General features: G+C 67.3%; 20 protein-coding genes. 12 read left to right on the forward strand and 8 right to left on the reverse strand.

What is annotated here, in order from left to right; genetic code table 11:
• Nucleotides 1–107 precede the first annotated feature (107 nt).
• Nucleotides 108–1,226: a GDP-mannose 4,6-dehydratase gene (gene gmd, locus BXA03_RS01500; protein ID WP_076503399.1), complete on the forward strand. Its 1,119-nt coding sequence runs from the start codon at nt 108–110 to the stop codon at nt 1,224–1,226.
• A gap of 44 nt (nt 1,227–1,270) precedes the next feature.
• On the opposite strand, the gene BXA03_RS01505 is transcribed toward gmd, so the two are convergent.
• The 3 genes from BXA03_RS01505 to BXA03_RS01515 all read right to left on the reverse strand — a co-directional run bounded on the left by BXA03_RS01505 (nt 1,271) and on the right by BXA03_RS01515 (nt 4,754).
• Nucleotides 1,271–2,254: a GDP-L-fucose synthase gene (locus BXA03_RS01505; RefSeq protein WP_076503400.1), complete on the reverse strand. Its 984-nt coding sequence runs from the start codon at nt 2,252–2,254 to the stop codon at nt 1,271–1,273.
• Nucleotides 2,255–3,022: 768 nt separating this feature from the next.
• A complete protein-coding gene (locus tag BXA03_RS01510; protein ID WP_076503401.1) occupies nt 3,023–3,817 on the reverse strand; it encodes a peptidoglycan recognition protein family protein in 795 nt (264 codons plus the stop codon).
• Nucleotides 3,818–4,115: 298 nt separating this feature from the next.
• The gene (locus tag BXA03_RS01515) at nt 4,116–4,754 is read right to left on the reverse strand and encodes a TIGR00645 family protein (RefSeq protein ID WP_076503402.1); all 639 of its coding nucleotides are present in this window, start codon (nt 4,752–4,754) and stop codon (nt 4,116–4,118) included.
• A gap of 193 nt (nt 4,755–4,947) precedes the next feature.
• Between BXA03_RS01515 and acs the strand changes: the two genes are divergently transcribed.
• The 5 genes from acs (at nt 4,948) to BXA03_RS01540 (ending at nt 11,386) form a co-directional block, all read left to right on the forward strand.
• Nucleotides 4,948–6,951 (forward strand): acetate--CoA ligase, encoded by a 2,004-nt coding sequence (gene acs, locus BXA03_RS01520; protein WP_076503403.1) that lies wholly within the window; start codon nt 4,948–4,950, stop codon nt 6,949–6,951.
• A 172-nt stretch (nt 6,952–7,123) separates the two neighbouring features.
• Nucleotides 7,124–8,128, forward strand: a complete 1,005-nt coding sequence (gene galE / locus BXA03_RS01525) for a UDP-glucose 4-epimerase GalE (RefSeq protein ID WP_076503404.1) — start codon at nt 7,124–7,126, stop codon at nt 8,126–8,128.
• A 45-nt stretch (nt 8,129–8,173) separates the two neighbouring features.
• Entirely contained in the window at nt 8,174–9,601 is a 1,428-nt protein-coding gene (locus BXA03_RS01530) for a mannose-1-phosphate guanylyltransferase/mannose-6-phosphate isomerase (RefSeq protein WP_076503674.1), read from the forward strand.
• Between the two features lie 172 nt (nt 9,602–9,773).
• On the forward strand, nt 9,774–10,331 hold the full coding sequence (locus BXA03_RS01535; protein ID WP_076503405.1) for a Signal transduction histidine kinase: 558 nt from the start codon (nt 9,774–9,776) through the stop codon (nt 10,329–10,331).
• Nucleotides 10,332–10,465: 134 nt separating this feature from the next.
• The gene (locus tag BXA03_RS01540; protein ID WP_076503406.1) at nt 10,466–11,386 is read left to right on the forward strand and encodes an SDR family NAD(P)-dependent oxidoreductase; all 921 of its coding nucleotides are present in this window, start codon (nt 10,466–10,468) and stop codon (nt 11,384–11,386) included.
• Between the two features lie 90 nt (nt 11,387–11,476).
• Here the strand turns inward: BXA03_RS01540 and BXA03_RS01545 are convergent, their stop codons facing one another.
• Together BXA03_RS01545 and BXA03_RS01550 are read right to left on the reverse strand one after the other, a co-directional pair.
• A complete protein-coding gene (locus BXA03_RS01545) occupies nt 11,477–13,708 on the reverse strand; it encodes a hypothetical protein (RefSeq protein WP_234983561.1) in 2,232 nt (743 codons plus the stop codon).
• Nucleotides 13,705–14,070, reverse strand: coding sequence for an HPF/RaiA family ribosome-associated protein (locus BXA03_RS01550; protein WP_076503408.1), 366 nt, complete (start codon nt 14,068–14,070; stop codon nt 13,705–13,707). Before BXA03_RS01550 ends, BXA03_RS01545 begins: the two co-directional genes overlap by 4 nt.
• A 267-nt stretch (nt 14,071–14,337) precedes the next feature.
• On the opposite strand from BXA03_RS01550, the gene ylqF reads away from it, so the two are divergent.
• The 3 genes from ylqF to BXA03_RS01565 all read left to right on the forward strand — a co-directional run bounded on the left by ylqF (nt 14,338) and on the right by BXA03_RS01565 (nt 17,833).
• Entirely contained in the window at nt 14,338–15,342 is a 1,005-nt protein-coding gene (gene ylqF / locus BXA03_RS01555) for a ribosome biogenesis GTPase YlqF (protein WP_076503409.1), read from the forward strand.
• Between the two features lie 5 nt (nt 15,343–15,347).
• A complete protein-coding gene (locus tag BXA03_RS01560) occupies nt 15,348–16,802 on the forward strand; it encodes a SulP family inorganic anion transporter (RefSeq protein ID WP_083715815.1) in 1,455 nt (484 codons plus the stop codon).
• 89 nt (nt 16,803–16,891) lie between these two features.
• On the forward strand, nt 16,892–17,833 hold the full coding sequence (locus BXA03_RS01565; protein ID WP_076503410.1) for a M14 family metallopeptidase: 942 nt from the start codon (nt 16,892–16,894) through the stop codon (nt 17,831–17,833).
• 21 nt (nt 17,834–17,854) lie between these two features.
• Here BXA03_RS01565 and BXA03_RS01570 read toward each other — a convergent pair whose 3' ends face one another.
• Nucleotides 17,855–18,118: a c-type cytochrome gene (locus tag BXA03_RS01570; RefSeq protein WP_076503676.1), complete on the reverse strand. Its 264-nt coding sequence runs from the start codon at nt 18,116–18,118 to the stop codon at nt 17,855–17,857.
• A gap of 145 nt (nt 18,119–18,263) precedes the next feature.
• On the opposite strand from BXA03_RS01570, the gene BXA03_RS01575 reads away from it, so the two are divergent.
• Nucleotides 18,264–18,521 carry a TIGR04438 family Trp-rich protein gene (locus tag BXA03_RS01575; protein WP_076503411.1) on the forward strand — a complete coding sequence of 86 codons (258 nt, stop codon included), beginning with the start codon at nt 18,264–18,266 and terminating at the stop codon, nt 18,519–18,521.
• A gap of 42 nt (nt 18,522–18,563) precedes the next feature.
• On the opposite strand, the gene ilvD is transcribed toward BXA03_RS01575, so the two are convergent.
• Nucleotides 18,564–20,255 carry a dihydroxy-acid dehydratase gene (gene ilvD / locus BXA03_RS01580; protein WP_076503412.1) on the reverse strand — a complete coding sequence of 564 codons (1,692 nt, stop codon included), beginning with the start codon at nt 20,253–20,255 and terminating at the stop codon, nt 18,564–18,566.
• A gap of 98 nt (nt 20,256–20,353) precedes the next feature.
• Here ilvD and BXA03_RS01585 point away from each other — a divergent pair, with 98 nt between their 5' ends.
• Complete coding sequence (locus tag BXA03_RS01585; RefSeq protein ID WP_076503413.1) at nt 20,354–21,301, forward strand: LysR family transcriptional regulator; 948 nt, start codon at nt 20,354–20,356, stop codon at nt 21,299–21,301.
• Here the strand turns inward: BXA03_RS01585 and bfr are convergent, their stop codons facing one another.
• A complete protein-coding gene (gene bfr, locus BXA03_RS01590; RefSeq protein ID WP_076503414.1) occupies nt 21,302–21,796 on the reverse strand; it encodes a bacterioferritin in 495 nt (164 codons plus the stop codon).
• Nucleotides 21,797–21,973: 177 nt separating this feature from the next.
• On the opposite strand from bfr, the gene lgt reads away from it, so the two are divergent.
• Nucleotides 21,974–22,795, forward strand: a complete 822-nt coding sequence (gene lgt / locus BXA03_RS01595) for a prolipoprotein diacylglyceryl transferase (protein WP_076503677.1) — start codon at nt 21,974–21,976, stop codon at nt 22,793–22,795.
• Nucleotides 22,796–22,798: the final 3 nt, after the last annotated feature.

The following is a 22,798-nucleotide window of genomic DNA, read 5'->3' on the forward strand; positions in this document are numbered from 1 at the left end:
GCATGTAACATCCGCAATTGCTGCTGCACTTCGGGGCCTTCATGTTTATAGGTAGATTTATAAGTGCCAAAAAATTAGTTAGTTAATAAATTGTCAAAATTTAAAATATGAAAAAAGCTCTAATAACCGGTATTACAGGTCAAGACGGTTCGTATCTTGCAGAGTTTCTCCTTGAAAAAGGCTACGAAGTTCATGGCATCAAGCGGCGTGCGTCCCAGTTCAATACACAGCGGATCGATCATCTTTACGAAGACCCGCATGTAGAACATCAACGCCTCAAGTTGCATTATGGTGATCTCACCGACAGTTCAAACTTGACGCGCATCCTGCAGCAAATTCAGCCAGACGAAGTTTATAACTTGGGTGCCCAATCGCACGTGGCAGTCAGCTTTGAGTCGCCGGAGTACACCGCAGACGTCGATGGCATGGGCACTCTCCGACTGCTAGAGGCCATCCGATTCCTTGGCCTTGAAAAGAAGACACGCTTTTACCAGGCCAGTACCTCTGAACTTTACGGCTTGGTTCAGGAGATTCCCCAGAAGGAAACTACGCCATTTTATCCGCGCAGCCCGTATGCGGTGGCGAAGCTGTACGCCTATTGGATTACGGTGAATTACCGTGAGGCCTATGGCATGTACGCATGCAACGGCGTCCTTTTCAACCATGAGTCGCCGCGACGGGGTGAAACCTTCGTAACGCGCAAAATCACACGTGGTCTCGCCAACATCGCTCAAGGGCTGGAGCAGTGCCTCTACATGGGCAACATGGACGCGCTTCGCGACTGGGGTCACGCCAAGGACTATGTCCGCATGCAGTGGATGATGCTCCAGCAGGACAAGCCCGAAGATTTTGTCATCGCGACTGGGGTGCAATATTCCGTTCGCCAATTCATCCTATGGTCGGCTGCGGAACTGGGGGTCTCACTGCGCTTTGAGGGGACCGGGGTGGAGGAGCGGGGTATTGTCGAGAAGATTGAAGGTGACCATGCACCGGCCTTGAAGGTGGGGCAAACCATCGTCGCCATCGACCCACGCTACTTCCGGCCCTCTGAGGTGGAAACTTTGTTGGGCGATCCGACCAAAGCCAAGGACAAGTTGGGTTGGGTGCCGGAGATCACCGTGCAGGAAATGTGTGCCGAGATGGTCGCTGCGGACTTGGCAACCGCCAAGCGCGACGCGATGTTGAAGCGTGAGGGTTACAAGGTTTCTACTTCTGTAGAAAACTGAGCTGATCGCTTGTAAATAAAAAAGGCGCTTTTAGCGCCTTTTTTTCAAGCCGTCCGCAAACTTTGATTGGACAAAAAGTCCTTGTAGGCAAGGCGCAGTCCGTCCGTCAGCGACACGCTCGCTTCCCAGCCCAGCTTTTCCAGACGCGAAACGTCCATTAGCTTGCGCGGCGTGCCGTCGGGCTTCGAGGGGTCTGTCAGGATCTCGCCGTTATAGCCAACCGTCTGTGCCACCAGTTTGGCGACGTCCAAAATGGATACGTCCTCGCCGCAGCCCACATTGATGTGGCTTTGCATCGGCTTGGTGTGCTGGCGATAGGTCTCTGCGTCTAGGTTCATGACGTGGACCGTCGCGGCAGCCATGTCGTCCACATACAGGAACTCGCGCTTGGGCGTTCCCGTTCCCCAGATGGTGACGCTCGGCGCATTGTTGAGCTTCGCTTCATGAAAACGGCGGATCAGGGCCGGCAGCACGTGGCTGTTTTCGGGGTGGTAGTTGTCGCCCGGGCCGTACAGGTTGGTGGGCATCACGCTTCGGTAATCAATGCCATGGCTCTCGCCGTACTGGCGGTTGTAGCTCTCGGTCAGTTTGATGCCGGCAATCTTGGCAATGGCGTAGGGCTCGTTGGTGGACTCCAGCGTGCCGGTCAGCAGCGCGTCTTCGCTCATCGGCTGGGGGGCCATGCGCGGGTAGATGCAGCTGCTCCCCAGGAAGATGAGCTTCTTGACGCCTGCGGCGAACGCCTGATGGATGACGTTGGCTTCCATCATCAGGTTCTCGTAGATGAACTCTGCGGGAAAGGTGTTGTTGGCGTGGATGCCGCCGACCTTGGCCGCCGCGAGGTACACCTCGGCGATGCCTTCGGCCTGGAAGAAGTCCCGGACCGCCGCCTGGTTCGTGAGGTCAAGCTGCGCATGGGTTCTCATCACGATGTCGGCCTCGCCGGCGGCATGCAGATGCCGAACGATGGCGCTACCCACCATGCCGCGATGGCCGGCGACATAGATGCGCTTGGAAGAAGTGGTCATGGAAGAGAGGGGTTGGCCCGAGAGGGCACTTCGTGGATCGCGTTCACGCTCGACCAAGGGCGAAGGTGAACAACTGTGGCCCGGATGGCACTTCGTATTCTACGAAGCGGCAATGGGTCTTATCGGTGGCAACGGGCCCAAGGCTGCCGCAGGGAGACTGTCAAATTGAGGCGGGGTTCGCTGCCGTTGCGCCGTAGCCGCCTGCGGCGAGCCCATTCCAGTTGTTCACCGAACGGCTCGACAGTCCGCAGCCTCTTCGATAGATGCGTGAGCGCCTTCAAGCCCACCTGCGGTCGGCGTTTTTATTTGGGCAGATGGCCGAGGCTCAGCTACCCGTCGGCACCTGAGCTTCCACCCGATGCACAAACGCTTTCCGTAGCTGCAGGCGCCCATCTCCCTGCACCTAACGCGCCAGTATCGGAAGGATCAGCGCGCCTCCGCATCCCAAGCGCGTGGCGCCGGCTGCACGTGGTAGGCGTAGGTCACGACCACCGGGCGCGGTGGACCGCTTGGTGCCCCGCCTCGGGCGACCAGCCGAAGATGCGGACAAGCGTGCGGTGGGCGGCGCGGCGTTACTCGTGGCGGTCTTGCGTGTGATGAAGAAGTTCTGGCCCTCGGCCGTTAGGGTGGAGCGCGTGGCGGTAGCTGCCGGCGCGCGTCGGCCGTGTTGGCGTTCGGTGGCCTGCGTGGGGCGCACTGTGCGGAGGGTGGGTGCGGTGGCACCGACGGTGCAGCGACACCGGCTAGGGCGGCGGTCATGGGCAGACCTCAGGGCGCCGCCACTTCCACAACTTCCTGCAAGGGCGCCCAGGTCTTCTGGGCGGCCTTGACGTAATAGGCGCCTTCCAGCGGCTCGCTGCCGTAGAAGAACTCGCCAGCCACCGACCTGAGCTTGTCGCGCACTTCTGCAGACGGTCGGCCGCTGGCCACCAGGAAGTCGTGCACAGGCACGCACCACCGACCCGCGGTGTACTGCCACTGGTTCCAGGCGAAGCCCGGGTCTGGCGGGTTGGGTGGGGCGGCGGCCGGCGCCTGGCCGGACTGGGCGATCAGCTCCAGCACCCAGGCTTTCTCCACCTTGCGGCCTGGGCACTTCTTGGTGGTCTGCGGATCGTCGCGATGAAAAAGCACGGTGTCCGCCGTAGGCGTCAATTGCAGCCAGTCCATCAAGGCCGAGGCCGCCGCGGCGGCGGTCTTCCAGCAGGCAAGCCCGCGTCCGGAGAGAGGGTCTTCCACGTCGTAATTGCCGAGGACTTCGATGCCGATGGCAAGGCGATTGAAGCTGACGGCATGCACACCCGGCTTGCGCAGGTCGCTCATGCCGAAGATTTCGTCCTCGTCGATGAACAGGTGGGGGCCGGCGCTCCACCCTTTGTCTTCCGCATAGAAGTGCTGCAGGTTGTGGATGTGCTGAACCAGCAAGCCCTTGGGGCGGTCGGCCAAGCTGGGCGAGCCGGTGTGGTGAAGGGTGATGGCCTTGCACCAGGCCGGCCGTTCCAGCGTGTGCAGGTACTGCGCAAAGGAATTCGTGCTCCAGACTTTGCCAACGTTCTCGTAGCCCATGTTGCCCTCCTGTCGATGAATATGAACGCGCCTTCGGCCGCAAGGCCGCGCCGGCGAACGCTCGGGAGAGCGTCATGGCGCGTGCGATGCTTGACTGGGGATGCGCGGCGATTCTGGACAGTGGGTTGGGCGATTTCATCCGCCATATGCGGTATGTCGCAGCAGGGCAGCAGGCGGATGATGAAAGGTTGGCCCGCGGGGCGACGGATCTGCCGGCCGCATGCAGTAAAAAACCCGCGCCGGCTTTCGCTCGGGCGGGTTTGTCTTTGCCGCAGACCGTTTGCGGCGCGACAGGCGCTCAGTGCCCGCCGTTCTTCTTGCTATGCGACGCCGCGCTGCTCATCAGCTTGTCGGTGTACGCAATCGCCATCGCCGAAAGCAGGAAGGCGACGTGGATCACCGTCTGCGCGATCAGCACCTTCTCGGTGTAGTTGTCAGCGTTGATGAAGGTCTTGAGCAGGTGGATCGAGCTGATGCCGATGATCGACATCGCCAGCTTGACCTTGAGCACCGAGGCGTTGACGTGGCTCAGCCATTCGGGCTGGTCGCGATGGCCTTCGAGGTTCATGCGGCTCACGAAGGTTTCATAGCCGCCCACGATCACCATGATGAGCAGGTTGCTGATCATCACCACGTCGATCAGCGCCAGCACCACCAGCATGATCACCGTCTCGTTGAGCGTGGTGATGGGCGCGGTGGTCTTGTAGCCGATGCTGGTGATCAGGGCCTGCAGCGCGTTCTGGTTGCCGAAGGCAGCCTCCACCAGGTGCAGCAGCTCGACCAGGAAGTGCACCACGTACACCGCCTGCGCCACGATCAGGCCCAGGTACAGGGGCAATTGCAGCCAGCGGCTGGCAAAGATCAGGTTGGGCAGGGGGCGCAGGGGAGAGGTGCGCTTGACGGGCGCGGGCGGGGTGGGGTCGTTGAGGTCGGCCATGATGAAAAAATGAGCAGCAGCGCCGGAAGCGACGCGCTGCGAGAGGGAGCGGGATTCTAAGAACTCCCTGACTGCGGGCTGAGTTGACAGGGTTCGCTAGAGTCAGAGCCTCGTAAGACGCCCGCATGACAGTACGCCGCGTTCCCCCTTCGGCATTCAAGACCGGGCCCACCGGCCCTCAGGAGACAAGACCATGAGCAGCAGCAGCTCGGCTTCCACCATCCAATCCGTGCTCGTCGAAAACCGCGTCTTCGAGCCCAGCGCCCAGGCGCAGCAGGGCGCCCGCGTGTCGGGCATGGCGGCCTACCAGGCCCTGTGCGACGAGGCCAATCGCGACTTCGACGGCTTCTGGGCCCGCCAGGCGCGCGATCACCTGAACTGGAGCAAGCCCTTCAGCCGCACGCTCGACGAGTCGAATGCCCCCTTCTACAAGTGGTTCGACGACGGCGAACTCAACGCCAGCGCCAACTGCCTCGACCGCCACATCGGCACCCCGGTCGAGAACAAGACGGCCATAGTCTTCGAGGCCGACGACGGCACTGTCACGAACGTCACGTATAATGAGCTGCTCTCGCGCGTGAGCCGCTTCGCCAATGCGCTCAAGGCGCAGGGCATCGGCAAGGGCGACCGCGTGATCGTCTACATGCCCATGGGCGTGGAAGGCGTGGTCGCCATGCAGGCGTGCGCGCGCATCGGCGCGACGCACAGCGTGGTGTTCGGCGGCTTCTCGGCCAAGGCGCTCAACGAGCGGATCATCGACGCGGGCGCCGTGGCGGTGATCACGGCCAACTACCAGCTGCGCGGCGGCAAGGAGCTGCCGCTCAAGGCCATCGTCGACGACGGCATCGCCCTGGGCGGCTGCACCACGCTCAAGACGGTGCTGGTGTACGAGCGCACGCCCTCGGCCTGGAACAAGGTCGAAGGCCGCGACAAGACCTTTGACGAGGCGCTGCAGGGGCAAGGCGACGACTGCCCGCCGGTGGCGGTGGGTGCGGAGCATCCGCTCTTCATCCTCTACACCTCGGGTTCCACCGGCAAGCCCAAGGGCGTGCAGCACGCGACCGGCGGCTACCTGCTGTGGGCCAAGATGACGATGGAATGGACCTTCGACATCCGGCCCGAGGACGTCTTCTGGTGCACCGCCGACATCGGCTGGATCACCGGCCACACCTACGTGGCCTATGGCCCGCTGGCCGCGGGTGCCACGCAGGTGGTGTTCGAGGGCATTCCCACGTACCCGAACGCCGGCCGCTTCTGGCAGATGATCGAGAAGCACAAGGTCAGCATCTTCTACACGGCGCCCACGGCCATCCGCTCGCTGATCAAGGCGGCCGAGTCGGACGAGAAGGTGCACCCCAAGAACTGGGACCTCTCGTCGCTGCGCATCCTGGGTTCGGTGGGCGAGCCGATCAACCCCGAGGCCTGGATGTGGTACCACCGGAACATCGGCCACGAGCGCTGCCCCATCGTCGACACCTTCTGGCAGACCGAGACGGGTGGCCACGTGATCACGCCGCTGCCGGGCGCCACGCCGCTGGTGCCGGGCTCCTGCACGCTGCCGCTGCCGGGCATCATGGCCGCCATCGTCGACGAGACGGGCAAGGACCTGCCCAACGGCGCCGGGGGCATGCTGGTCATCAAGCGGCCCTGGCCCTCGATGATCCGCACCATCTGGAACGACCCCGAGCGCTTCAAGAAGAGCTACTTCCCCGAGGAGATGGGCGGCACCATCTACCTGGCCGGCGACGGCGCCGTGCGCAGCGAGGACCGGGGCTACTTCCGCATCACCGGCCGCATCGACGACGTGCTGAACGTCTCCGGCCACCGCCTGGGCACGATGGAGATCGAATCCGCCCTGGTCGCCAAGACCGACCTGGTGGCCGAGGCCGCCGTGGTGGGTCGCCCCGACGACGTGACGGGCGAGGCGGTGTGTGCCTTCGTCGTGCTCAAGCGCGGCAGGCCCACGGGCGAAGAGGCCAAGCAGATCGCCAACGAACTGCGCAACTGGGTCGCCAAGGAAATCGGGCCCATCGCCAAGCCCAAGGACATCCGCTTCGGCGACAACCTGCCCAAGACGCGCAGCGGCAAGATCATGCGCCGCCTGCTGCGCAGCATTGCCAAGGGCGAGGCGATCACACAGGACACCTCGACGCTGGAGAACCCGGCGATCCTGGAGCAGCTGGCGCAGACGAACTGAGGGCGCTGCCAGAGGGGCTGCGTTCTGGCGTGTGCTGGAGCAGCCTCACTAATTGTTTCCAACATCCTGCGCGGGTGATGCGGATTGACAACGGTCGCCTGTCCGCCTCGGCAACAATCCGAGCCTTCGTCCTTGCGTTCTGGCAAGACATATTCACAGGCTCCAACGCTTCATGATCCTCGTCACTGGCGGCGCCGGTTTCATCGGCTCGCACACCTGCGTCGCACTGGCCGCGGCCAACCGGCCCTTCCTCGTCCTCGACAACTTCGACAACAGTCGCCCCGACGTACTCACGCGGGTCGGCCAGATCATCGGCCGCGAGGTGCCTTTCGTCGAAGGCGACATCCGTGACGAGGCCCTGGTGCGCAAGGTGCTCAAGGAGCATGGCATCACGGCCGTGATCCACTTCGCTGCACTCAAGGCGGTGGGCGAATCGATGGCCCAACCGCTGCGCTACTACGACAACAACGTGGCCGGCACGGTCACGCTGCTGCAGGCGATGAAGGAAGTCGGCGTCCGGCAGATGGTGTTCTCATCGTCTGCCACGGTGTACGGCGACCCTGACACCGTCCCGGTGCGCGAGGATTTCCCCTTCCGGCCCGCCAATGTCTACGGCCACACCAAGGCCATGATGGAGCAGATGCTGGCCGACCTGTGCGCGGCCGAGCCCGAATGGCGCGTGGCGCGGCTGCGCTACTTCAACCCTGTAGGTGCCCACGAAAGCGGCCTGATCGGGGAGGACCCGCAGGGCATCCCCAACAACCTGATGCCCTATGTGGCGCAGGTGGCGGTGGGACAGCGTGCAGAGCTCAATGTCTTTGGCAACGACTACCCCACGCCCGACGGCACGGGCGTGCGCGACTACATCCATGTGATGGACTTGGCCGAAGGCCACGTGGCCGCGCTCGATTACCTGGACCGCCAGCCCGGCCTGCTGACCGTCAACCTGGGCACGGGGCGGCCTGCTTCGGTGCTCGATCTGGTCCATGCCTTCGAGCGGGCCTGCGGCAAGCCGATCCCCTTCAAGATGGCGCCGCGCCGTGCGGGCGATGTGGCCGAGTACTGGGCCGATCCTGCGCTCGCACGACAATTGCTCGGGTGGCAGACCCGTCGCGACATCGACGCCATGTGCGCCGACGTCTGGCGTTGGCAGAGCGGGCGCAAAGCTGCCCACTGACCCACCCAACAACAAGACCTCTTTTCCTTTTTTGCTTTGACCACCATGATCCCAGTCATCCTCTCCGGCGGCTCCGGCACGCGTCTCTGGCCTCTGTCGCGCGCGGGCTACCCGAAGCAGTTCCTGGGGCTCACTGAAGAGCAGACGCTGTTCCAACTGACGGTCGCACGTCTGGCGGGCCTGAACGGCAGCCAGCCGATCCGGCCGCTGGTGGTGTGCAACGAAGGCCACCGCTTCATCGTGGCCGAGCAGTTGCGCGAGAAGGGCCTGACGGCGCAGGCCATCGTGCTGGAACCCGTGGCCCGCAACACGGCGCCGGCCATCGCTGCCGCCGCAGTCGCCGCCATGGCCGACGGGCAGGACCCGGTGCTGCTGGTGCTGGCCGCCGACCACGCCATTCCCGACACCGCCGCCTTCCACGAAACCGTGCGCGCCGGCCTGGCCGCCGCCGACGCGGGCAAGCTCGTCACCTTCGGCATCGTGCCGACGGCGCCCGAGACCGGCTACGGCTACATCAGCGTGGCCAACCGCATGGATGCCGCCGCGCCGGTGGCGCCCATGGCCGTGCAGGCCTTCGTCGAGAAGCCCGACCTGCAGACCGCGCAGGGCTACCTCGAAGGCGGCCGCCACCTGTGGAACAGCGGCATGTTCCTGTTCAAGGCCTCGGCCTATCTGCAGGAGCTGGAGCGCTTTGCGCCCGCCATCGCCAAGGCGGCGCGCGAGGCTGTTGCCAAGGGCAAGAAGGACCTGGACTTCGTGCGACTGGACTCCGAGGCCTTCTCCGCCTCGCCCGAGGATTCCATCGACTATGCCGTGATGGAGAAGACCGACAAGGCCGTCGTCGTGCCGCTGCGCGCCGGCTGGAGCGACGTGGGCGCCTGGAACGCCGTGTGGGAAGTCAGCGCCAAGGACGCGCAGGGCAACGCCTTCCGCGGCGACGTGGTGGCGCACGAGGTGCGCAACAGCCATGTGCATGCCGAACACCGACTGGTGTCGGTGCTGGGCATCCAGGACGTGGTGGTCGTCGAGACGGCCGACGCCGTGCTGGTCGCCAGCAAGTCCAAGGTGCAGGACGTCAAGAAGATCGTCGAGAAGCTCAAGGCCGACGGCCGCTCCGAGGCGTCCGCCCACCGCAAGGTGTACCGGCCCTGGGGCGCCTACGACTCCATCGACCACGGCGATCGCTACCAGGTCAAGTGCATCACGGTGAATCCTGGTGAGAAGCTGTCGGTGCAGATGCATCACCACCGCGCCGAGCACTGGATCGTGGTGTCGGGCACGGCCAAGGTGCAGATCGGGGACAAGGAGATCCTGCTCTCCGAGAACCAGTCCACCTACATCCCGCTGGGCGTGATCCACGCGCTCGAGAACCCCGGCAAGATTCCGCTGGAACTGATCGAAGTGCAGTCGGGCGCCTACCTGGGCGAGGACGACATCGTCCGCTTCTCCGACCGCTACGGCCGCGTCGGCTGAAGCCAGCCTTGGGCCGGTGACGCGGTGGTCGCGTCGCCGATGGTCCGCTGTCTGCGCTTGGCAGCGAAGTGCCGGTCTGGCCCCACAGGGGTCGTCGCCACGCGCCGACAACGCCGCTCGCCGCCCTCACGGTACAAGACGGGGTTTTCCAAACTCATCGAGAGGAAGCCCCATGGGTCTGCGCTCCATCGTCCTGTTCGTCATCGCCCTCGTCATCGCGGCCCTTGCTGCGCTGAACTGGGGCACGCTGTCTGCGCCCACGGTCATGTCCCTGGGCGTGACCACGGTGACGGCCCCGCTCGGTCTCGTGATGCTGGGGCTGACTGTGTTGCTGGCTGCCTTCTTTCTGGCCTACGTGCTGTGGCTGCAGGGCACCGTGCTGGTGGATGCCCGCCGCCACACCAAGGAACTGCAGGCCCAGCGCGAACTGGCCGACAAGGCCGAGGCCAGCCGCTTCACCGAACTGCGCAACTTTCTGGAAAGCCAGGAGAACACGCACATGGCCCGCAACGGTGAGCGCCATGCCGCCGTGCTGGCCCGCATCGAGCAGCTGGAAGCCACGCTGCGTCAGCGCGCCGAACAGGCCGACAACACGCTCGCCGCGCACATTGGCCAGCTGGAAGACCGGCTGGACCGTCGTGCCGCCGTGGGCACGGCCGGCGCGCCTGTCGCCGTGACGCCGCTCGGTGCCGCGCCCGCGGCGCCGGTCAGCTACGAATCACGCCTCTGAGCCCGGGTGCGACGGCGGCGCCGGTGAGGCGCTGCCGCGTGCGTCCGCGTGGGCGACAGGGCCCGGCGCTTGCGGCCGGTACAGTGCGCGTCTTCTTGCCTTGAAACGAGACAGCCCCTGAAAGGATCGCGCGCATGACCACCACTCCTACCCTCGACTTCCACGGCCGCGTGGCCATCGTGACCGGCGCCGGCGGTGGCCTGGGCCGCCAGCATGCGCTGGCGCTGGCGCGTCGCGGCGCCAAGGTCTTGATCAACGACCTGGGCGGTGCGGTGGACGGGCAGGGTGGCTCCGCCACCGCCGCGGAGCGGGTGGCCCAGGAGATCCGCGACATGGGCGGCGACGCGCTGGCCAATGGCGCTTCGGTGACCGACTTCGCGGCCGTGCAGGCGATGGTGCAGCAGGCGGCGGACGCCTGGGGCCGGGTCGACGTGCTGGTCAACAACGCCGGCATCCTGCGCGACAAGAGCTTCGCCAAGATGGAGCTGGACGACTTCCGCCTCGTGGTGGACGTGCACCTGATGGGCGCCGTGCACTGCACCAAGGCCGTGTGGTCGATCATGAATGCCCAGAAGTACGGCCGCATCGTGATGACGAGCTCGTCGTCGGGTCTGTACGGCAATTTCGGCCAGAGCAACTACGGCGCCGCAAAGATGGCCCTGGTCGGCCTGATGCAGACGCTCAGCCTGGAAGGCGCCAAGAACAACATCCACGTCAATTGCCTGGCGCCGACGGCCGCCACGCGCATGACCGAGGGACTCATGCCCCAGGAGGTGCTGGATGCCCTCAAGCCCGAGGCCGTGGTGCCGGCCATGCTGGTGCTGGCCCACGAATCGGCACCCACCCGCACGGTGCTGTGCGCCGGCGCCGGCACCTTCGAGGCCGCGCACATCACGCTCACGCAAGGCGTGCATCTGGGCCTGGGCGAAGTGGTGCCGGAGCAACTGGCCGCGCGGTTGGCCGAAGTGACCGACCGCAATGGCGAGCAGGTGCCGCAAAGCGGCTCCGCCCAGGGCACCAACGAGGTCAGCCAAGCGATGGCCGCCCACCGCTGAGGGGCGCGCTCTTCAAGACCGTTCGCGCGAAGCCTGTCGAAGCACCGCACTCCGGCTTCGAGTTGGCGCAGCCAGGACGGTCAGGCGAGATCACCTGTTCGGCGTGAGCGCGGGCGCGCCGACGGCTGGCGCGTTGATGGCCGGCTGTGCGGGCTGCGGCAGATGCGCCTCCTGCCAGCCCGAGCGCCATGCCCATACCGTGGCCGCCCCCACCACCAGCAGCACGCCCAGACCCACCAGCCAGCCGCTGCTGCGGTCGGCATACGGGTCCTTCAGCACCCGCTTGGCGCCATGTGGCAACTTGGCCATCCTCGAAAGCGATCCGCCCAGGCGCACGCTCACCTTCATGCGGCCGTTGATGGCCCAGCCACTCGCATCCAGGATAGGCCCCAGGCTGCGCTGGCGCAGCTTGATCCAGGCGATCAGCATGCTGGGCCCCGAGATGGCCACCACCATGCCCACCAGCGCGATGGGGATCCACGGCCCCAGATCCACGAATTTGGTGAACATGGCCACCAGCACTGCACTGATGCTGCCCATGGCCACGCCGAGCGCCGCCACAGTGCCCACATCGATGCGGCCTGGCAGCTTGGGCGATGCTGCAGGTTGGCCGGCGGTGGCGGGCGGCACGGCCTTGTCGGCGGTGGCCACCGTGGTCGCCACGCTGCTCAGGCTGGCCTGGGCGGTGGCTTCGCTGGCTGCGGCCCGCTTGGCCACCTGCTCCTCGACCAGGCGGATGAACTTCTTGTAGGGCGCGACGAAGGCCTGCGCCACGCTGGTCGGGTTCTCGATCATCTGGGTGATGGTCGCGTCCCAGTCGCGGCCTTCGCGGTCGTAGAACACGCCATTGCGGCCCACGAACAGGAAGTCGGTGTCGCCGGCCGTGAAGGCGGCCACGATGGTCATCTTGTCCTTGCCGCGCGTGCATTCGCAGTAGGCGAGGCAGGTCTTGGCCAGCCCGGCGAGCATGGCGTGCTTCTTGGCATCTGCCACGCGCACCACCAGGTCGCAGCTGCGGCCGTCCAGGTACAGGCGGCCCGCCTGGAAGATGGCGCCGCGCCGGGCATAGAAGTCCTCGAAGGAGACGAAGTTGCGCAGCAGCCGGTAGAGGTCGCGCTTGAAGCGCAGCAGCCGCTCCAGGTCGACCAGGCGCTTGTTGTGCGCCTCTTCGGCCTCGTCCCGCGCCAGCAGGTCCAGCACCGCGGCCTCCGCGGCCAGCCAGGCCTGCAGGCGCTCGGGCGGGGTGTCGGCTGCATTGCCCAACCGGGTCGGCGGGCGGCTCGCGAGCCAGCGGCGGCAGGCGGCAAGCCGTTCACGAAGAAGGGCCCATTGGCCCTCGTCGATCGCCTCGAGCGCAGTGCCTAGCAGGGGCGCGACCGCGCGCTCGCGCAGCTTGGCCAGCGCATCGGCCCAAGCTGGATTGACGCGGCCGGCCATCGGCAACGTCCGGCCGGGTGCGACCGGCGCCAGGGGCAGGGCGGCCAGCGCGGGCGAGTGCGTGTCGATGGCGCTGCCTGCCAGCACGTCGTAGGCCGCGGCGGCGGGGTTGAGCGCCGGCACCGCCTGCGGGTCGAAGGCCGCCACATTGCAGCGGGCAAAGAAATCGTCGACCTTGGCCTCGACCGCATCGAGGGCGGCTGCGGCGGCCAGCGTTGCTTCGCCGAGCGGCATGGTGGCGTCGTCGCTCACGGCCTTGGCCTGCCAGTCCATCAGGGCGTGGGCCTGCGCGAAGAAGGCCTCTGCCTGTGCACGCTGGATGCCCTTCGTGCCGCTGCGGTCCATCACGCCGTCCTGGGTCCGGATGATGTCGTCGATGACGGCGCTGATGGCCTCATCCTGTGCGGTGGCGGGCGTGATCACGCCATCGCCGTTGAACCGGAGCGAGGCCAGCAGCTCGCTGCGCCCGGTCACGTCGTCCAGGGTAAGTGCGGCGCCTTCGTCCTTGCCGACGATCCGCAGGATGCGGCGGCATTCCGCCTGCAGCGCGCTGGCTTCGGCGATGTCGTCGGCCGACAGGGTGTCGCCGCCGGCAATCAGCAGTTGCGGATCGCGCAGTTCGCGACACACCCATTCGCATGCGGCGATCAGTTCAGGGGGACGGATTCGCACATCGTCATTGGTGTCGATGAGTGCCAGGGTGCGGCTGTCGAATTCGAGGCCCTGCACCGGGCAGGCCAGGGCCACCCAGAGCTTGCGGTCGAGTTCGCCGATGCGGGCGATGTCCTGCCCGTGGCGCAGAAGAACCTGATCGACACCGCCGGTGCGGGCGAATTCCCAGACGTGGCGCCCCGGGGCCACTACGTCTGGCGCGTCAGTGCTCAACCGTCCAGGCCGGCGTCGGCGCCAGCGGTGCGGATGGTGGTGCGGTCGCGGTGGTCGGTCCGCTTGCCGATGGCGCTGTCCAGTGCGCGCTTGAGCTTGTCCAGCGCGCCGCGGAAGGCCTCGTCCTGCGTGGGAGCGTCCTGGGTCGTGGCGATGGGGGCATGGCCGGCCAGGCGGGCCTCCACGGTGCAGCGCTTGTCGGCCTGGCCGCCGCGCGCGGCGTTCTCGTCGCTCAGGTGCACCTCGACACGGGTGACTTCCCCGGCGAAGCGATGGAGGTGCTGACGCAGTTCGGCGTCGGCCCAGCGCTCCAGCGATTCCTTGTTCTCGATGCCGTTGCCGGTGTTGACCTGGATCTGCATGAAAGGGGGCTCCTTTGTCGGTGAGGGCGGGAGGGCAGGGCGCCGTCCCAGCCGTTGAGGCGAATTTGCACTGTGCCGCAGGCCGCGCCGGACTGGCGTAGGCCAAGGCCAATGCGTGCAAGAGGGCAGGGCCGGCGGCAAGCGGCGACAATCCGGCCCCTCCGCCACCGTGGCGCGCCGCCGCGCCACGCCTTCGGCCCCGCCCCTTGGCAGGCCTGCGCGCCCCAGCCGCCGCCCTCTTACGAATCCCACGCACCGACTGCTGCCATGACGATCCAATGGTTTCCCGGCCACATGCATGCCACCCGCAAGGCCATCACCGAGCGGATGAAGACCACCGACGTCGTGATCGAGCTGCTGGACGCGCGCCTGCCCGGCTCCAGCGCCAACCCGGCGCTGGCGGCCATCACGGCCAAGAAGCCGCGCCTGAAGATCCTGAACAAGCAGGACCTGGCCGACCCGGTCCGCACCGCCGAATGGCTGGCCCACTACCAGGCGCAGGAGGCCACCGGCGCCATCGCGCTGGACGCGAGCCAGACGCCGCCGGCCCAGCGCGCGGCCATCATCGAGGCCTGCCACCGCCTGTCGCCCAACCGCGGCGGGCTGGCCAAGCCGATGCGGGTGCTGATCTGCGGCGTGCCTAACGTGGGCAAGTCCACCCTGATCAACACCCTGAGCCTCAAGCGCCAGGCCAAGGCCGCCGACGAGGCGGGCGTGACCAAGCAGGAGCAGCGCATCCTGCTGGCCGACGACTTCTACCTCTACGACACGCCCGGCATGCTGTGGCCCAAGATCATCGTGCCCGAGAGCGGCACCCGCCTGGCCGCCACGGGTGCCGTCGGTCGCAACGCCTACGACGACGAATCGGTGGCGCTGGACGTGCTGGCCTACCTGAAGGCCCAGTACACCGAGCCGCTTCGGGCCCGCTACAAGCTGCCGGCCGACAACGCCCAGCTCGCGCTGTGCACCCAGCCGGACGAGGACATCCTGGCAGCCATCGGCCGCAAGCGCGGCGCGCTGCTGGGCGGCGGCCGCATCGACATGCAGAAGGCCGCCGAGGCGGTGCTCACCGACCTGCGCGGCGGCGTGCTCGGCCGCATCACGCTGGAGACGGTCAACCAGTTCCTCGGCTGGCTGGCCGCAGGCCGCAAGGCCGAGGCCGAACTCAAGCGCCAACGCGCCGCTGCCCTGCGCGCACGGGGCCGAGGGCGCGATGCGGATGCCATCGAGCAGGACGAGAACTGGGGCGGTCCTGCCGAAGAGGAGGGCTGAAGCAGATGTCCCGACACCCCCACCCCTTCCGCGCCGAATGGGCGCCCAGCATTCCGCGCGAGCTCATGGCCGGCGCGGTGGCCACATTCGCGCTCATCCCGGAAGTCATCGCCTTCTCCTTCGTGGCGGGCGTGGACCCGGCCGTCGGCCTGTTCGCCTCCTTCGTCATCAGCATCGTGATTGCCTTCGCGGGCGGGCGGCCGGCCATGGTGTCGGCGGCGGCCGGCTCGGTGGCATTGGTGGCGGCGCCGCTGGTGCATTCGCATGGCGTGCAGTACCTGTTCGCGGCCGGCGTGCTGGCGGGGCTGGTGCAGATGCTTTTCGGCTGGCTGCGGCTGGGTACGCTGATGCGCTATGTGTCGGGCTCGGTGCGCACCGGCTTCGTCAATGCGCTGGCCATCCTGATCTTCTCGGCGCAGATGCCGCACCTGGTGGGCGCCAACCTGGCGACCTGGGCCGCGGTGGGCGTGGGGCTGGTCATCATCTACGGCCTGCCGCGCATCACGACGGTGGTGCCGTCGCCGCTGGTGAGCATCGTGGTGCTCACGCTGGCGGCCCAATGGCTGAACCTGCCGCTCAAGACGGTGGCCGACCTGGGCCTGCTGCCCGACGGCCTGCCCAGCTTCGGCGTGCCGCAGGTGCCGCTGTCGTGGCAGACGCTGCAGCTGATCGCGCTCCCGGCCCTGGCCATCGCCATGGTGGGCCTGCTGGAGTCGCTGATGACCGCCAGCGTGGTGGACGAGCTGACCGACACGCCCAGCGCCAAGAACCGCGAGGCCACCGGCCTGGGCCTGGCCAACGTCGCGGCCAGCTTCTTCGGCGGCATCGCCGGCTGCGGAATGATCGGCCAGACCGTCAGCAATGTGCGCTATGGCGGGCGCGGCCGGCTGTCGACGCTGTTTGCGGGCGCCTTCCTGCTGGTGCTGATGGTGCTGCTCAAGCCCTGGGTGTCGAAGGTGCCGGTGGCGGCGCTGGTGGCGGTGATGGTCATGGTGTCGGCCTCGACCTTCGACTGGGGCTCGGCGCGCGCGCTGTGGCGGCATCCCAAGCTCTCCAGCGTCGTCATGCTGGCGACGGTGGTGGTCACGGTGCTCACCGACAACCTGGCCGCGGGCGTGGCGGTGGGCGTGCTGCTGAGCGGCGTGTTCTTCACCTTCAAGGTGGCGCGGCTGATCGCGGTCGAGCCGGCGGAAGAGGGTGGGGCGATGGTCTACCGCGTCGCGGGCCAGGTGTTCTTCGCCTCGGCCGACATGCTGGTGGACGCCTTCGACATCCGCGACATCGAGGGCCGGCCGGTGCGCATCGACCTGACCGACGCGCATTTCTGGGACATCACCGCCGTCAACGCGCTGGACAAGGTATGCCAGCGCCTGCGCAAGCACGGCAGCGCCGTGGAGGTGGTGGGCATGAACGCGCAGACCCGCGCGCTGGTCTCGCGGCTGGACCTGGCGATCGAGTAGCGGCTCGACGCCAGGCGGCGCCCGGCCTGTCGTGCCCGGCCTGTCGCGACCGGCCAGCGCCGAAGCGCCGGCCTCGCCACAATGGCTGAATGACCGCTCCTACTCCCTCATTTGAGGTCCTGCCGCGTGACCTGTCCGCCTACCGGCAGGGCAACACCGGCATCGACTATGTCCACCGCTTCGAATCGGGCCAGCCCGGCCCGCACGTGCTGGTCAACGCCCTGACCCACGGCAACGAGATCTGCGGCATGGTGGCCGCCACGCACCTGCTCGACAGCGGCGTGCGGCCCGTCAAGGGCACGCTGACGATCAGCTTCTCCAACGTCGCGGCCTACGAGAGCTTCGACATCGAGCGGCCCTTCGACAGCCGGCAGCTGGTGCACAACATGAACCGCATCTGGTCGGCCGAGATGCTCGACGGCGCCGAGGACAGCCCCGAGCTGCGCCGCGCCCGCGAACTGCGCGCCGTGGTCGATGCCGCCGACCATGTGCTGGACATCCACTCCACCAGCCAGGACGTGCAGCCTTTCTGGGTCTACCCCGCCTATGCACGCAATGCCGCCGTCGCCTTGGCGCTGGGCCTGCCGTCGGTGCATCTGGTGATGCCGCAGGGCCTGGGCTCGGGCACGCCGTTGATCCAGTACGGACGGCATGGCGTCGACGGTGATGGGCCGCAGACCGCGCTGGTGGTGGAGTGCGGCCAGCACTTCGCGCAGTCCGCGGCGGACCTGGCCACGAAGGTGGCGCACGACTTCATTGCCCATTTCGGCCTGATCGCGCCGCGCGAGGGTCGCCAGCCGCCGCTGCGGCAGCGCCGCTTCGAACTGCTGGAGACGCACATGGTGCACACCAAGGCATTCCGCTTCGAGCGCCCGCTGGTGGGCTTCGAGACCTTCGCCAAGGACGAACTGATCGCCACCGACGGCGAGCGGCGCATCGTCTCGCCCTGCGACGGCTGCACCGTGTTCATGCCCACGCGCGACGCCATCGTGGGGCGCGAGGCGGTCTACCTCACGCGGCCGGTGGCCTGAGGGTCCAGAGCCGTTCGTGGCTCACTTCAGCGTCAGCACCCAGGCGGCCAGCTTCTTCGCATCGGCCTCGTTCACCTGGGTGTTGGCCGGCATGGGCACCGGGCCCCATGCGCCTGCGCCGCCCTTGACGATCTTGGTCGCCAGCATGTCCGCCGCGCCCTTCTGGTCCTTGTAGCGTGCCGCCACGTCCTTGAAGGCGGGCCCGATGACCTTGCGGTCCACGGTGTGGCAGGCCATGCAGTTCTTGCTGGTGGCGAGCGCCAGGTCGGCATGGGCCGTCGGCATCAGGCCGGCGATGCCGGCCAGGCCGAGTGTGGCGATCAGCCATCGCTGGCCGGACACGGCGCCTGCAGGGCGGCCGACGGCGTTACAGTCGTTTGCAATCTGGCTCGTGCTGCGCGCGGCGGGCTGTCGGAACGAGGAGCGGAACATGTGGCTGTTGGTCGTGGGGTTGTTGGCAATCGCGTTGAAGTACTTCGAGGTCGGCCTGTTCGCCGGGCTCGCCTGGTGGATCGTACTGTTGCCTTTTCCGGCCGCGATGCTGTGGTGGGCTTTTGCCGATTGGTCCGGCTACACCGCCCGCCGGGCCATGGAGCGCGATGACGCCCGCCGGCAGGATCGCGTCGACCGCCAGCGCGACGCGCTCGGCCTGGGCACACGCCGCGGCAGCGCGCGGCGCAAGCCCTGAAAGACCGGGGCCTCTCCCCGCTGGAGAGCGGCCCCGGCAGGCTCAGAAGCGGTCGAGCACCGCGCCCAGGCTGGCGCTCGACGCGTTGAAGGCGAACTTGGCCTGCACGCCGCGGGTGTAGCGAGGGGCCGGCGCCTTCCAGGCGGCGCGGCGGCGGGCGATCTCGTCTTCGGGCACGTTCAGTTCCAGGCGCAGCGTCTTGGCGTCAATGGTGATGGAGTCACCCTCGTGCACCAGCGCGATGGTGCCGCCGGCCGCCGCCTCGGGCGCCACGTGGCCCACCACCATGCCCCAGGTGCCGCCGGAGAAGCGGCCGTCGGTGATCAGGCCCACGCTCTCGCCCAGGCCGGCGCCGATCAGCGCGCCCGTGGGCGCCAGCATCTCGGGCATGCCGGGGCCGCCCTTGGGGCCCAGGTAGCGCAGCACCATCACGTCGCCGGCCTGGATCTTGCCGGCCAGGATGGCCTGCAGTGCCGACTGCTCGTCGTCGAACACGCGGGCCGGGCCGGTGATCGCGGGGTTCTTCAGGCCGGTGATCTTGGCCACGGCGCCCTCGGGGCTCAGGTTGCCCTTCAGGATGGCCAGGTGGCCCTGGGCGTACAGCGGCTTGTCGATGGGCCGGATCACCTCCGGATTGGGCGGCACGTCGGGCACGTCCTTGAGCGTCTCGGCGATGGTCTTGCCGGTGATGGTGATGCAGTCGCCGTGCAGCAGGCCGGCGTTGAGCAGCAGCTTCATCACCTGCGGAATGCCGCCCGCGCGGTGCAGGTCCACGGCCAGCCAGCGGCCGCTGGGCTTGAGGTCGCAGATGACCGGCACGCGCTGGCGGATGCGCTCGAAGTCGTCGATGCTCCATTCCACGCCCGCCGCATGGGCGATGGCCAGGAAGTGCAGCACCGCATTGGTGGAGCCGCCCGTGGCCATGATGACCGACACGGCGTTCTCGATGGCCTTGCGGGTGACGATGTCGCGCGGCTTGAGGTCGCGCTTGATGGCCTCGATCAGCACCTTGGCCGATTCCTTGGCCGAGTTCTGCGTCTCGTCGTGCGGGTTGGCCATGGTCGACGAGTAGGGCAGGCTCATGCCCAGCGCCTCGAAGGACGAGCTCATGGTGTTGGCCGTGTACATGCCGCCGCAGGAGCCGGTGCCGGGGATGGCGCGGCGCTCGATCTGCAGCAGGTCCTCGTCGCTCAGGTTGCCGGCGGCGTTCTGGCCCACGGCCTCGAACACGCTGACGATGTTCAGGTCCTGGCCCTTGTAGTGGCCCGGCAGGATGGTGCCGCCGTAGACATAGATGGCCGGCACGTTGGCGCGCAGCATGCCCATCATGCCGCCGGGCATGTTCTTGTCGCAGCCGCCGACCACCAGCACGCCGTCCATCCACTGGCCCTGGACGCAGGTCTCGATGCAGTCGCTGATGACCTCGCGGCTGACCAGCGAGTACTTCATGCCCTCGGTGCCCATGGCCATGCCGTCGGAGATCGTGGGCGTGCCGAAGATCTGGGCGTTGCCGCCGGCTTCCTCGATGCCGGCCACGGCCGCGTCGGCCAGCTTCTGCAGGCCGGCATTGCAGGGCGTGATGGTGCTGTGGCCGTTGGCCACGCCCACCATGGGCTTGGCGAAGTCGTCCGCCTCGTAGCCGATGGCGTAGTACATCGAGCGGTTGGGCGCGCGGCTCTTGCCTTCGGTGATGTTGGCGCTGCGGCGGTTGATCTTGATCGGTGGGGTAGCCATGGGGGAAGTCTCCGCGGTTCGTGGGATGGGCGGCATTCTCGGTGCGGCGTGTGATTGCTTCCAATCCTATTTGGCGGACGGATTGATATGCTGGACGAATGAAGGAAGAGGCCCTGATCGAATTGCGCGCCTGGCGGCAGTTCCTGGCCGTGGCCGAGGAACTGCACTTCGGCCGCGCGGCGCAGCGGCTGCACATGACGCAGCCGCCCGTTACCCAGGCCATCGCCCAGCTCGAGCGCGCGCTGGGCGTGCAGCTCTTCGACCGCACGCGCCGGCGCGTGGCGCTCACGGCCGCGGGCGAGGCGCTGGTGCCCGAGGTGCGGGCTCTGCTGGCCCAGGCGCGGTCATTGCCGGCCCGGGCGCGGGCGGCCGACTCGGGCGAGGCGGGGCGGGTGCGCCTGGCCTTCGTCTCCACCATCGGCTTCGACCGGCTGCCCGGCTGGGTGCGTGACTTCCGCGACCACAGCCCGCAGGTGGCGCTGGAACTGGTCGAGGCCACCGGCGACGTGCAGCTGGAATCCCTGGCCCGCGGCGACATCGATGCCGGCCTGCTGCTGCATCCGCCCGGCGCCGCGCCGGCCGGGCTGGCCCGGCTGGCGGTGGCCCAGGAGCCACTGGTGCTGGCGCTGCCGGCCGCCCAAGCCCTGGCGCAGCAGGCGCGTCCGGCCATTGCCGAGGTGATGGACGAGCCGCTGGTGCTGTACCCACGCCGCATCCTGCCCGGCGTGCACGACGCGGTGATGCAGCTCTATGCCGCCCATGGCCGGCGCCCACGCGTGGCGCAGGAGGCGATCCAGATGCAGACCATCGTCAACCTGGTTTCGGGTGGCCTCGGCGTGGCCTGGGTGCCGGCCAGCGTGACGGCCTTCAGCCGGGCTGGCGTGGTCTACCGGCGGGCGGAGGAACTGAGGGAGCGAGGGGGGAAGAAGGTGACGCTGCCGTCCTGCGAAACCAGCCTGGTGTGGCTGGCGGAGCGGCAGCCACCGGCCCTGGCGCGCTTCGTCCGCTTCCTGCGGACGCGGGCCGAGGCCGGCGAGGCCGGCTGATCAGCCGGCCGAAGTGGCGGAGTCGCCTTCGCCCATCTGCGACTGCAGGTAGTTGGGCAGGCCGATCCTGTCGATCAGGCCCAGCTGCTTCTCGAGCCAGTAGGCATGGTCTTCCTCGGTGTCGTGCAGCTGGGCGACCAGGATGTCGCGGCTGACGTAGTCGCCCACGCTCTCGCACAGGGCGGCGCCCTTGCGCAGGGCGTCGCGCACCTCGTACTCGGTGTCGAGGTCCTTGCGCAGCATCTCCTCGACGGTCAGGCCGGGGGTGAAGGCCTTGGGGCTCATGTCGGGCCGGCCGCCGAGCATCAGGATGCGGCGCATCAGCGCGTCGGCATGCTCGGTCTCTTCCTGCATCTCGTGGTTGATGCGCTCGTACAGGCGACCGAACCCCTGGTCTTCGTAGTTGCGGGAATGGATGAAGTACTGGTCGCGAGCGGCGAGCTCGCCGCGCAGCAGGTCCTTCAGGTAGTCGATGACTTGGGGGTTGCCCTGCATGGTGTGATTCTTCGAAGACAAAAACGCCGCGAGTATCCGCCCGTGCTCTGCTTTGGCGAAGCGCACGCGGGCAATGCCCCCCACGCCGCGTTCTGCATGCGGATGCGGCAGCCGATCAGACGCATTCGCAACGGCGCGTCAGCGCCTCGCCATGGGGCGGCGGGCACAATGCGCGCCATGCTGATGTACCCCCATATCGACCCGGTCGCCCTGCAGATCGGCCCGCTTGCCGTGCACTGGTACGGCCTGACCTACCTTGCGGCATTCGGTCTGTTCTTCTTCCTGGGCACGCGCCGGCTGCGGCACGAGCCCTACGCCTCGATGACCGGCAGCGCGGCCTGGACGCGCAAGGACGTGGAGGACATCCTCTTCTTCGGCGTGCTGGGCGTGATCGTGGGTGGCCGGCTGGGCTACTGCCTGTTCTACAAGCCGGGCTACTACCTGTCGAACCCGCTGGAGATCTTCATGGTCTGGCGCGGCGGCATGAGCTTCCATGGCGGGCTGATCGGCGTCATTGCCGCGATGGCGTGGTTCGCGCGGGCGCGCGGGCGGCGCTTCTGGCAGCTGATGGACTTCGTGGCGCCCTGCGTGCCGACGGGCCTGGCGGCGGGCCGCGTGGGCAATTTCATCAACGGCGAGCTGTGGGGCCGCTTCTCATCGCCGGATCTGCCCTGGGGCATGGTGTTTCCGCAGAGCGGCTCGATGCTGCCGCGGCATCCGTCGCAGGTCTACCAGTTCCTGCTCGAAGGGCTGCTGCTGTTCGTGATCCTGTGGCTGTATGCGCGCAAGCCGCGGCTGGAGCGTCGGGTGTCGGCCGTCTTCCTGATGGGCTATGGCGTGATGCGCTTCGTGGCCGAGTACTTCCGCGAGCCGGACGACTTCCTGGGCCTGTTGGCGCTGAACATGAGCATGGGCCAGTGGCTGTGCGTGCCCATGATCCTGGCCGGCATCGTGCTCTACGCCACGGCGCCGAAGCAACCGCGCTTGGCCAACGCCTGAGCC

The sequence above is a fragment of the Pseudacidovorax sp. RU35E genome (genome assembly GCF_900156165.1).
Lineage (GTDB): Bacteria > Pseudomonadota > Gammaproteobacteria > Burkholderiales > Burkholderiaceae_C > Xenophilus.

What these genes read in the sequence shown, in the direction of transcription:
- lgt (WP_076503677.1), top strand. Translation starts at nt 21,974, where the DNA reads ATGCTGATGTACCCCCATATCGACCCGGTCGCCCTGCAGATCGGCCCG.
- BXA03_RS01575 (WP_076503411.1), top strand. Translation starts at nt 18,264, where the DNA reads ATGTGGCTGTTGGTCGTGGGGTTGTTGGCAATCGCGTTGAAGTACTTC.
- BXA03_RS01550 (WP_076503408.1), bottom strand. Translation starts at nt 14,070, where the DNA reads ATGCAGATCCAGGTCAACACCGGCAACGGCATCGAGAACAAGGAATCG.
- ilvD (WP_076503412.1), bottom strand. Translation starts at nt 20,255, where the DNA reads ATGGCTACCCCACCGATCAAGATCAACCGCCGCAGCGCCAACATCACC.
- galE (WP_076503404.1), top strand. Translation starts at nt 7,124, where the DNA reads ATGATCCTCGTCACTGGCGGCGCCGGTTTCATCGGCTCGCACACCTGC.
- BXA03_RS01560 (WP_083715815.1), top strand. Translation starts at nt 15,348, where the DNA reads ATGTCCCGACACCCCCACCCCTTCCGCGCCGAATGGGCGCCCAGCATT.
- BXA03_RS01510 (WP_076503401.1), bottom strand. Translation starts at nt 3,817, where the DNA reads ATGGGCTACGAGAACGTTGGCAAAGTCTGGAGCACGAATTCCTTTGCG.
- BXA03_RS01565 (WP_076503410.1), top strand. Translation starts at nt 16,892, where the DNA reads ATGACCGCTCCTACTCCCTCATTTGAGGTCCTGCCGCGTGACCTGTCC.
- acs (WP_076503403.1), top strand. Translation starts at nt 4,948, where the DNA reads ATGAGCAGCAGCAGCTCGGCTTCCACCATCCAATCCGTGCTCGTCGAA.
- bfr (WP_076503414.1), bottom strand. Translation starts at nt 21,796, where the DNA reads ATGCAGGGCAACCCCCAAGTCATCGACTACCTGAAGGACCTGCTGCGC.
- BXA03_RS01540 (WP_076503406.1), top strand. Translation starts at nt 10,466, where the DNA reads ATGACCACCACTCCTACCCTCGACTTCCACGGCCGCGTGGCCATCGTG.
- BXA03_RS01530 (WP_076503674.1), top strand. Translation starts at nt 8,174, where the DNA reads ATGATCCCAGTCATCCTCTCCGGCGGCTCCGGCACGCGTCTCTGGCCT.
- gmd (WP_076503399.1), top strand. Translation starts at nt 108, where the DNA reads ATGAAAAAAGCTCTAATAACCGGTATTACAGGTCAAGACGGTTCGTAT.
- BXA03_RS01585 (WP_076503413.1), top strand. Translation starts at nt 20,354, where the DNA reads ATGAAGGAAGAGGCCCTGATCGAATTGCGCGCCTGGCGGCAGTTCCTG.
- ylqF (WP_076503409.1), top strand. Translation starts at nt 14,338, where the DNA reads ATGACGATCCAATGGTTTCCCGGCCACATGCATGCCACCCGCAAGGCC.
- BXA03_RS01535 (WP_076503405.1), top strand. Translation starts at nt 9,774, where the DNA reads ATGGGTCTGCGCTCCATCGTCCTGTTCGTCATCGCCCTCGTCATCGCG.
- BXA03_RS01515 (WP_076503402.1), bottom strand. Translation starts at nt 4,754, where the DNA reads ATGGCCGACCTCAACGACCCCACCCCGCCCGCGCCCGTCAAGCGCACC.
- BXA03_RS01505 (WP_076503400.1), bottom strand. Translation starts at nt 2,254, where the DNA reads ATGACCACTTCTTCCAAGCGCATCTATGTCGCCGGCCATCGCGGCATG.
- BXA03_RS01570 (WP_076503676.1), bottom strand. Translation starts at nt 18,118, where the DNA reads ATGCCGACGGCCCATGCCGACCTGGCGCTCGCCACCAGCAAGAACTGC.